The organism is Aquabacterium sp., from assembly GCF_035476535.1.
Taxonomy (GTDB): domain Bacteria; phylum Pseudomonadota; class Gammaproteobacteria; order Burkholderiales; family Burkholderiaceae_C; genus Pseudaquabacterium.
The window spans coordinates 1-9642 of the sequence record NZ_DATILJ010000024.1 but is presented as its reverse complement, the minus strand read 5'-3'; the positions used below and the strand labels follow the sequence as shown (position 1 = coordinate 9642).

The window sequence follows — 9642 nt, the reverse complement described above, 5'->3', positions numbered from 1 at the left end:
CGGAATCTCGCCGGACAGGATGTTGATCAGCGTGGACTTGCCCGCGCCGTTGGTGCCGATGACGGCATGCACGCTGCCGCGTTCGAGTTCGATCGACACGCGGTCGACCGCCACCAGCCCGCCCCAGCGGCGGGTGATGTGACGGGCGCGCAGCAGCGTGGGGGTGGCGAGGGAAGTGGCGCTGTTCATGCCTTGGCCTCCGCAGTGACACCGGCGCGCTCGGCCCGCCGCGACGTGCGGCCGACCAGGCGTTCACGCCACTGGCCCGGCAGGCCGACCAGCCCGCGCGGCAGCAGCGCGACGCTCAGGATGATGGTCAGCCCCAGGCCCAGGTGCCAATGCCTGGCGAAGGCACCGAAAATCGCCTCGCTCTTGAAAAACTCCTGCAGCAGCGCGAAGGCAAAGGCGCCGATCAGCGCGCCGCGCAGGTGGCCGATGCCGCCCAGGATGATCATCACCAGTACTGCGCCGGAGAAGTGCCAGCTCATCAGCTCGGGGTTGACGAAGCCGTCCTTCACCGCGAACAGGAAGCCCGCCAGGCCGGCAATGCCGCCGCTGATCGTGAAGGCCGCCAGCTTGTAGGGATAAGTCGCAAAGCCGGTGGCCCGCATGCGCTGCTCGTTGACCTTGATGCCTGCCAGCGCGCGGCCGAAGCGGGAGCGCGACAGCAGCGCCAGGAAGCCGAACACGGCCGCCAGCAGGCCCAGCGTGAAGGCATACATCGTCAGCGGGTGGTCCAGGTCCAGCCCCGCGCCGATAGCGGGCTTCATCGTCAGGTAGATGCCATCGGTGCCGCCGCCCAGCGGCGTGTCGTGCACCACGTAGTAGGCCATCTGCGCGAAGGCCAGCGTCACCATGATGAAGTAGACGCCCTTGGTGCGCAGGCTCAAGGCGCCGACCGCCAGTGCATAGGCGGCGGCGCACAGCACCGCCGCCGGCAGCAGCCACCACAGGCCCGCCGCCTCGCTTTGCGGCGACAGCAGCACCGCGGCATACGCGCCGATGCCGAAGAATCCCGCCTGGCCGAAACAGACCAGCCCGGTGCCGCCCACCAGCAGTTCCAGGCTGAGGGCGAAGATCGCGAAGATCATGATCTTGGTGACCAGGTCCACGCCGAAGTTGCCACCCACCATGGGGTACAGCGCCAGGGCGGCGAACGCCAGCAGCACGAAGCCTTGCTTCGGGGTCCATTGCAGGGCCATGTTGGCCTCCCGTATGTCTTGCGGAATCGATCGGGCGGGGTCAGGCTGCTTTGAAGAGCCCTTCGGGCTTCCAGAGCAGGATCAGCGCCATCAGCACATAGACCAGCACGCCCGCCGCCTGGGGCAGCAAGACCTTGCCGAAGGTGTCGACCATGCCGATCAACAAGGCACCGAACAGCGCGCCGCGGATCGAGCCGATGCCGCCGATCACGACCACGACGAAGCAGACGATCAGCACCGTCTGTCCCATACCGGGGTACACGCTGCTGACCGGCGCGGCCACCATGCCGGCCAGCACCGCGATCGCCACGCCGGCGGCGAACACCAGCCGGTAGAGGAACTTGATGTCGATGCCCAGCGACTGCACCATCTCGCGGTTGGTGGCGCCGGCACGGATCATCATGCCCAGCCGGGTGCGGCTGAGCACCAGGTACATGCCGATCGCCAGCACGATGCACACGCCGGAGACGAACAGGCGGTACACCGGATAGGTCATCATGTCGCCCAGCGGCAGCGTGCCGGCCAGGATGTCGGGCGGCGGCACGCCATGCACGTCGTCACCGACGATCAGGCTGCGCAGTTCCTCGAACACCAGGATCAGGCCGTAGGTCATCAGCACCTGCTGCAGGTGTTCGCGCTGGTACAGGTAGCTGTAGAACACCCACTCCAGCACATAGCCCAGCAGCACCGCGAGCACCGTGCCCACCAGCAGTGTGGCGAAGAAACCGCCGGAGAACACCGCCGCGACGATCGGCGCCAGCGCAAACGCCATGTAGGCGCCGATCATGTAGAAGCTGCCATGGGCCAGGTTGATGACGCCCATGATGCCGAAGATGAGCGTCAGCCCCGAGGCCACCAGGAAAAGCAGCAGGCCGTACTGCAGTGCGTTGAGGCACTGGATGAAGAAGGTCGTGACGTCCATCTCGGTCCTGCGCGCAGGGTCAGAGTTTGCAGCCGCGGGCCGGGTCGGCGAGGGCTTTCACGGCGATGCCGACGCTGACGTTTTCCTTGCCCTTGACTTCGCGGATGTAGAAGTCCTGCACCGGGTTGTGCGCAGTGCTGAAGGCCAGCTTGCCGCGCGGGCTGGACAGCACCGCCTTGTTCATCGCGAAGTACATCGCGTCCTTCTGCGCGAAGTCGCCCTTCACGGCAGTCAGGCCCCAGGCCAGCAGCTGCGCGGCGTCGTAGCCCTGCACGGCGTACACGTCGGGCTGCGACTTGTAGGTCACGGCGTACTTGTTGCGGAACGCGGTGTTGCGCGGCGTGTCGATGCCGTCGGCATAGTGCAGCGTGGTGATCACGCCTTGTGCGGAGTCGCCCTGCGCTTCCAGCGTGCCGTCGGTCAGGAAGCCAGTGCCCATCAGCGGCACGGTCTTCTTCAGGCCCGCGGCGTCGTAGTCCTTGACGAACTTCACGGCCCCGCCGCCGGCGAAGAAGGAGAACACCACGTCCGGCTTCTGCGCGGCCACTTCCGTCAGCAGGGCCTGGAACTCGACATTCGGGAACGGCAGCGTCAGGTGCTTGGCAATGGTGCCGCCGCCTTTCTCGAAGGCTTCGGTGAAGCCCTTCACCATCTCGCTGCCGGCGGCATAGTTCCAGGTGATCGTGACGGCCTTCTTGTAGCCTTTCTGAGCGGCCACGACGCCGGTTGCATAACCCGGCTGCCAGTTCGAGAACGAGGTGCGGAAGATGTTCTTCGCGCACATGGCGCCGGTTACCGCATCGGCGCCGGCGTTGGGCACGATCAGCATCGTGCCGCTTTCCTTGGCCGCCTTGGCCATCGCCATCGCGACGCCGGAGTGCACGGTGCCGATGATGACGTCGACGTTGTCGCGCTTGATCAGCTTGTTGACGTTGTCGGTGGCTTTCGAGGGGTCGCTTTCATCGTCGACCTTGACGTACTCGATCTCGCGGCCGCCGAGCTTGCCGCCTTGCTCCGCGACATGAAGCTTGAAGCCGTTCTCGATCGCGTTGCCGAGGGCTGCGAAGGTGCCGGTGGCCGGCAGCATCAGCCCGACCTTCAGTTTGCCCGCGGGCTGCGAAAGCGCCGGCACGGAAGTGGCGAGAGCGGCCGCCGCGCAGGCGGCCAGGGCAAGAATACGCAGGCTCATCGGGAGTCTCCAGGTGGGGTCGGCAACAGAGAACGGCCGCCGCCCGGGCGGCAGTCCGGCACTTCTAATTGCTTTAAGTCTAAAGTAATTTCAGGCGTTTGCAACTGGTGCAACTGCCGGGTTCAGCGCTGCTATCACCGCGCTGCTGGCCTGCAGCGCCACGCGCCGGTGATAGAAGTTCAGTGCGCGCGGGCCGCCCAGTTCTTCGCCGCCGCCGGCCCGGCCCGGGCCGCCGTGCAGCGATTGCGGCATGACATTGCCGTGGCCGCTGTGCAGCGCGGCCACGTCGGGGGAGACCACATGCACGCGGCCGTGGCTGTCGGCCAGGTCGATGGCCGTGGCGGCCAGCGCCTGCGCATCGCTCCCGTACAAGGACGCGACCAACGAGCCTTGGCCGCGCCGAATCAGCGTTAGCGCATGGGCCGCATCGCGGTAGGGCAGCAGCGTGGCCACCGGGCCGAAGACTTCGGTGTCGTGCACCCGGTCGGCGCTGTCGGCTCCTGCCGGGTTGCGGCAACCCAGCAGCGTTGGCGGCAAGCAGCATGAGACGGCCGGGTCGGCATCGACCAGCGGCAGACCGGAGCCGTCGAACAGGACCTCGGCCTGGGTCTTCAGCGTGCTCAGGCCTTCGCGCACCGAATCCAGCTGCGCCCGGTTGACCAGCGCGCCCATGCGCACGGTCTCGTTGCGCGGATTGCCGACGCTCGTCTTGGCCAGGCGCGCGGCGATGGCGTCCGCCGCTGCGGCATACAGCGCCTCGGGCACGAAGATGCGGCGGATGGCGGTGCATTTCTGGCCCGACTTCTGCGTCATCTCCCGCGCCACTTCCTTGACCAGCAGGCCGAAGGCTTCGCTGTCCGCGGCTTCACTGGGCAGCAGCAGGGCGGAGTTCAGGCTGTCGGCCTCGACGTTCACGCGCACCGAGCGCTGCACCACGGCGGCGTGGGATCGGATCAGCGCCGCGGTTTCGGCCGAGCCGGTGAAGGACACCACATCAAACGGCTGCAACTGATCCATCAATCCGGCCGAACTGCCGCAGATCACCGACAGCGCACCGGCCGGCAGCACGCCCGCGTTCACGACATCCTGCACCATGCGCTGCGTCAGCCAGGCGGTGGCCGTGGCGGGCTTGACGATCACCGGCACGCCCGACAGCAGGGCCGGTGCTGCCTTCTCCCACAAGCCCCAGCTCGGGAAGTTGAAGGCATTGATCAGCAGCGCCACGCCGCGCGTGGGCACCTGCACATGCTGGCTCTGGAACAGCGGGTCTTTGGCCAGGCGCGCCGGCTCGCCGTCGAGCAGGAAGCGGCGGTCGCCGAGTGTTTCGCCCAGCTTGGCGTAGTGGGCCAGCGTGTAGAGGCCGCCCTCGATGTCGATCGCCGAATCCGCCTTGACGGTGCCGCTGTTGGCCACGGCGATCTGGTGGTACGCCTCGCGCTGCGCCTGCAGCACCTGGCCGACCGCGGCCAGCATGGCGGCGCGCTCGCGGTAGCTCATCGCGCGCAGCGCCGCGCCGCCGTTTTCGCGGGCGTGGGTGAAGGCCGCGTGCAGGTCCAGGCCGGTGGCGTCCACGCGCACCAGGTCATGGCCCAGTACCGGGTCGACCAGCGTCGTGCCCGCGCCGCTGCCATGCTGCCAGCGGCCGGCGATGTAATTGGGAAGAAGCTCGTTCACGCGCAGGCTCCGATCGTGCTGCCGCACCGGTCTGCATGAACACCATGCAGTATTGTGCGTGCATGCACTGTAGTGATCGGAATGCGCGGCGTCAAGCACTATACTGCGTGCTATCGGGTTTGCACTGAGAGGACGGCCGCAGGCCGGGATCAAGATGATGAATTCAACCGATTCGCCAATCCTCCAGCGCTCGACAGGACGGCGCGATGCCTTGGCTGCAAATCATGCAGAAAAGTGCTTGACCGGTTCAAATGACATGCACTATGATGCCTGCATCGATCCCGAACACATGCACTGTCGTGCTTCACTCCCAGGAGCGTCATCGTGAACCCAGCCCCGCGCGTCGACTACCAGACCCATCCTTCGGCCTACCGCCACTGGAAGCTCAGTTTTGAAGGGCCGGTGGCCACGCTGGCCGCCGATTTCGACGAGAACGCGGGCCTGGCGCCCGGCTACAAGCTCAAGCTCAACAGCTACGACCTGGGCGTGGACATCGAGCTGAACGACGCGATCAGCCGCATCCGCTTCGAGCACCCGGAAGTGCGCACGGTGGTCCTCACCAGCGCCAAGGACAAGGTGTTCTGCTCGGGCGCCAACATCTTCATGCTTGGCGTCAGCTCGCATGCCTGGAAGGTGAACTTCTGCAAGTTCACGAACGAGACGCGCAACGGCTTCGAGGACTCATCCAAGCACTCGGGCCTGAAGTTCCTGGCCGCCGTCAACGGCGCCTGCGCCGGCGGCGGGTATGAGCTGGCCTTGGCCTGCGACGAGATCATCCTGGTCGACGACCGCAGCTCGGCCGTCAGCCTGCCCGAAGTGCCGCTGCTGGGCGTGTTGCCCGGCACCGGTGGCCTGACGCGGGTGACCGACAAGCGCAAGGTGCGCCACGACCTGGCCGACATCTTCTGCACCACCACCGAGGGCGTGCGTGGCCAGCGCGCCAAGGACTGGCGCCTGGTCGACGAGATCGCCAAGCCCGCGCAGTTCGCCGCCAAGGTGCAGGAACGTGCGCTGCAACTCGCTGCGCAGAGCGACCGCCCGGCCCCGGAGACACATCCCAAGGGCGTGGCGCTGACGCCGATTCAGCGCAGCATCGAAGCCGATGCATTGCGCTACGGCCATGTCACGGTCGAGATCGATCGCACCAAGCGCACTGCCGTGCTCACGGTCAAGAGTCCGACCGGCCCGCAGCCCACCGACATCGCCGGAATCGAAGCGGCAGGTGCCGCCTGGTACCCGCTGCAGATGGCGCGTGAGCTGGAAGACGCGATCCTGTCGATGCGCACCAACGAGCTGGACATCGGCACCTGGCTGATCAAGACCGCCGGCGATGCACAGGCCGTGCTGGCGATGGACACCACGCTGCAGGCCAACCAGGACCACTGGTTGGTGCGCGAAACCATCGGCCTGCTGCGCCGCACGTTCAGCCGGCTGGATGTCTCGTCGCGCAGCCTGTTCGCGCTGATCGAGGCGGGCTCGTGCTTCGCCGGCAGCTTGCTGGAACTGGCGCTGGCCTGCGACCGCAGCTACCACCTGGCGCTGCCGGACGACGAAGCACAGGCGCCGAAGATCGCGGTCAGCGAAGCGAATTTCGGCCTGTACCCGATGGTCACCGGTCAGAGCCGCCTGGAACGGCGCTTCTACGGCGAACAGCCCGCACTCGATGCCGTGCGTGCAAAAGCTGGCCAACTGCTGGACGCCGACGCCGCCTTTGCGCTGGGCCTGGTCACCAGCAACCCCGACGACATCGACTGGGTCGACGAAACCCGCATCGCCATCGAAGAGCGCGTGGCGATGTCGCCCGATGCGCTGACCGGCATGGAAGCCAACCTGCGCTTCAACGGCCCCGAGAACATGTTCACCCGCGTCTTCGGGCGGCTCACCGCCTGGCAGAACTGGATCTTCCAGCGCCCCAACGCCGTCGGCGAAAAAGGTGCTCTCAAGGTCTACGGCAAGGGCGAAAAAGCCGCCTTTGACTGGAACCGCGTCTAACCTGGAAAAGCCATGTCCACCATCGACTACAGCGAGAAGATCCCGAACAACGTCAACCTGGCGGAAGACCGCACGCTCAAGCGCGCGCTCGAGCAGTGGCAGCCGAACTTCATCCACTGGTGGGACGACGTCGGCCCCGAAGGCTCGACCGACTACGAGGTCTACCTGCGCACGGCGGTCAGCGTCGACCCGCAAGGCTGGGCGCAGTTCGGCCACGTGAAGATGCGCGACTACCGCTGGGGCATCTTCCTGAACCCCGGCGACGCGAACCGCGAGATCCATTTCGGCGACCACAAGGGCGAAAAGGCCTGGACCGATGTGCCCGGCGAGCACCGCGCCAACCTGCGCCGCATCATCGTGACGCAGGGCGACACCGAGCCGGCCTCGGTGGAGCAGCAGCGCCACCTGGGCCTGACCGCGCCGTCGATGTACGACCTGCGCAACCTGTTCCAGATCAATGTCGAGGAAGGCCGCCACCTGTGGGCCATGGTCTACCTGCTGCACCGCCACTTCGGCCGCGACGGGCGTGAAGAGGCCGAAGCGCTGCTCGAACGCCGCTCGGGCGACGAGAACAACCCGCGCATCCTGGGTGCTTTCAACGAGAAGACGCCGGACTGGCTGGCCTTCTTCATGTTCACCTACTTCACCGACCGCGACGGCAAGTTCCAGCTGTCGGCGCTGGCCGAGAGTGCCTTCGATCCGCTGGCGCGCACGACGAAGTTCATGCTCACCGAAGAAGCGCACCACATGTTCGTCGGCGAGAGCGGTGTCTCGCGTGTCATCAACCGCACCTGCCAGGTGATGAACGAACTGAAGACCGACGACGTGGGCAAGCTGCGCGCGGCCGGCGTGATCGATCTGCCGACGATCCAGCGCTATGTCAATTTCCACTACAGCGTGACCATCGACTTGTTCGGCGCCGACCAGTCCAGCAATGCCGCGATCTTCTACAGCTCGGGCCTGAAGGGCCGCTTCGAAGAAGGCAAGCGCGGCGACGACCATGTGCTGAAGGACCAGACCTACAAGGTGCTGGAAGTGCAGGGTGGTCAGCTGGTTGAAAAAGACGTGCCGATGCTCAATGCACTGAATGAAGTGCTGCGCGACGACTTCATCAAGGATTCGGTGGCCGGCGTCGGCCGCTGGAACAAGGTCATCGAAAAGGCCGGCATTCCGCACCGGCTGCAAGTGCCGCACAAGGCCTTCCACCGCAACATCGGTGCGCTGGCCGGCATCAAGCTGTCGCCCGATGGTCGTGTGGTCAGTGATACTGAGTGGCAGGCCCGGCAGAATGAATGGCTACCCAGCAACGAGGACCGCGCTTTCGTGGCTTCGCTGATGGGCCGGGTGGTCGACCCCGGCAAGTTCGCCAACTGGATCGCGCCGCCGGTGATGGGCATCAACCGCCAGCCGGTGGATTTCGATTACGTGCGCTTCGGCTGATAGGTCTTTCGGCTGCGCAGGAGACAAGACATGGACCAGTCCGAGATCGGGGTGATCAAGCAGCATCTGATCGACCCCGAGATCTGCATCCGCTGCAACACCTGCGAGGCCACTTGCCCTGTGCAGGCGATCACGCATGATTCGCGCAACTATGTCGTCGATGCCAGCAAGTGCAACCTGTGCATGGCCTGCGTGCCGCCATGCCCGACGGGGTCGATCGACAACTGGCGCACGATGCCGCTCATCAGGGCTTACAGCCTGGATGAGCAGCTGGGCTGGGATGAACTGCCGGCGGAGTTGACGGCCGATGAACTGGCGGCTGCGGGCGTGGTCGCCGAAGCGCCGTTGGCCGAGCCGGTCGTCGTGAACTCACCGTCGCCGGTGAATGGCGAGGTGGCCTTCAACAGCGCGCAGTTTGGTGCCACGCTGCCGCCCTGGTCGGCCGCACATGCCTACACCAACCTGTATGGCCCGAAGGCCGCCGAGAAGTCGATCACCGCCAGCGTCGTCGGCAATGTGCGGGTCACCGAAGTCGGCACCGACTACGACACCCACCACATCGTGCTCGATTTCGGCAGCATGCCGTTCCCGGTGCTCGAAGGCCAGTCCATCGCCATCGTGCCGCCCGGCGTCGACGAGAACGGCCGCGCGCACCACCCGCGCCAGTACTCGATCGCCAGCCCACGCAATGGCGAGCGGCCGGGCTACAACAACGTCTCGCTGACCATCAAGCGTGTGCTCGAAGACCATCAGGGCCGCCCGGTGCGCGGCGTGGCCAGCAACTACATGTGCGACCTGCAGGTCGGCGACACCGTACAGGTCATCGGTCCCTTCGGCACCAGCTTCCTGATGCCGAATCACCCGAAGAGCCACGTCGTGATGATCTGCACCGGCACCGGCTCGGCGCCGATGCGGGCGATGACCGAATGGCGGCGCCGCCTGCGCCAGTCCGGCAAGTTCGAAGGCGGCAAGCTGCTGCTGTTCTTCGGTGCGCGCACCAAGGAAGAACTGCCGTACTTCGGCCCGCTGCAAAGCCTGCCCAAAGACTTCATCGACATCAACTTCGCGTTCAGCCGCACGCCGGGGCAGCCCAAGCGCTATGTGCAGGACCTGATGCGCGAACGCGCCGCCGATGTCGCGCCGCTGCTGGCCGACCCGAACGCGTACTTCTACGTCTGCGGCCTGAAGGCGATGGAAGAGGGCGTGGTGCTGGCGCTGAGCGA

General features: G+C 66.1%; 8 protein-coding genes. 3 read left to right on the top strand and 5 right to left on the bottom strand.

The features are described from left to right. The 5 genes from VLK61_RS02890 to VLK61_RS02870 all read right to left on the bottom strand — a co-directional run. A partial coding sequence (locus tag VLK61_RS02890) for an ATP-binding cassette domain-containing protein (protein ID WP_325418105.1) occupies positions 1-189 on the bottom strand: 189 nt, incomplete at its 3' end. Further along, positions 186-1202, bottom strand: a complete 1017-nt coding sequence (locus tag VLK61_RS02885) for a branched-chain amino acid ABC transporter permease (protein ID WP_325418103.1) — start codon at positions 1200-1202, stop codon at positions 186-188. The genes VLK61_RS02890 and VLK61_RS02885, both read right to left, overlap by 4 nt. A 40-nt stretch (positions 1203-1242) precedes the next feature. After that, positions 1243-2124, bottom strand: coding sequence for a branched-chain amino acid ABC transporter permease (locus tag VLK61_RS02880; protein WP_325418100.1), 882 nt, complete (start codon positions 2122-2124; stop codon positions 1243-1245). Positions 2125-2143: 19 nt separating this feature from the next. Continuing rightward, positions 2144-3313 carry an ABC transporter substrate-binding protein gene (locus VLK61_RS02875; RefSeq protein WP_325418098.1) on the bottom strand — a complete coding sequence of 390 codons (1170 nt, stop codon included), beginning with the start codon at positions 3311-3313 and terminating at the stop codon, positions 2144-2146. 90 nt (positions 3314-3403) lie between these two features. After that, on the bottom strand, positions 3404-4987 hold the full coding sequence (locus VLK61_RS02870) for a 3,4-dehydroadipyl-CoA semialdehyde dehydrogenase (RefSeq protein ID WP_325418096.1): 1584 nt from the start codon (positions 4985-4987) through the stop codon (positions 3404-3406). Between the two features lie 324 nt (positions 4988-5311). Between VLK61_RS02870 and boxC the strand changes: the two genes are divergently transcribed. The 3 genes from boxC to boxA form a co-directional block, all read left to right on the top strand. Further along, a complete protein-coding gene (gene boxC, locus VLK61_RS02865; RefSeq protein WP_325418094.1) occupies positions 5312-6979 on the top strand; it encodes a 2,3-epoxybenzoyl-CoA dihydrolase in 1668 nt (555 codons plus the stop codon). 12 nt (positions 6980-6991) lie between these two features. Beyond that, positions 6992-8419, top strand: a complete 1428-nt coding sequence (gene boxB, locus VLK61_RS02860) for a benzoyl-CoA 2,3-epoxidase subunit BoxB (RefSeq protein WP_325418092.1) — start codon at positions 6992-6994, stop codon at positions 8417-8419. A 30-nt stretch (positions 8420-8449) separates the two neighbouring features. Continuing rightward, positions 8450-9642: benzoyl-CoA 2,3-epoxidase subunit BoxA (gene boxA / locus VLK61_RS02855; protein ID WP_325418090.1), on the top strand; the 1193-nt coding region annotated here is incomplete at its 3' end.

Bases quoted from the DNA above. Each gene is read 5' to 3' on its own strand.
- boxB (WP_325418092.1), top strand. From the start codon at position 6,992: ATGTCCACCATCGACTACAGCGAGAAGATCCCGAACAACGTCAACCTG.
- VLK61_RS02885 (WP_325418103.1), bottom strand. From the start codon at position 1,202: ATGGCCCTGCAATGGACCCCGAAGCAAGGCTTCGTGCTGCTGGCGTTC.
- VLK61_RS02875 (WP_325418098.1), bottom strand. From the start codon at position 3,313: ATGAGCCTGCGTATTCTTGCCCTGGCCGCCTGCGCGGCGGCCGCTCTC.
- VLK61_RS02880 (WP_325418100.1), bottom strand. From the start codon at position 2,124: ATGGACGTCACGACCTTCTTCATCCAGTGCCTCAACGCACTGCAGTAC.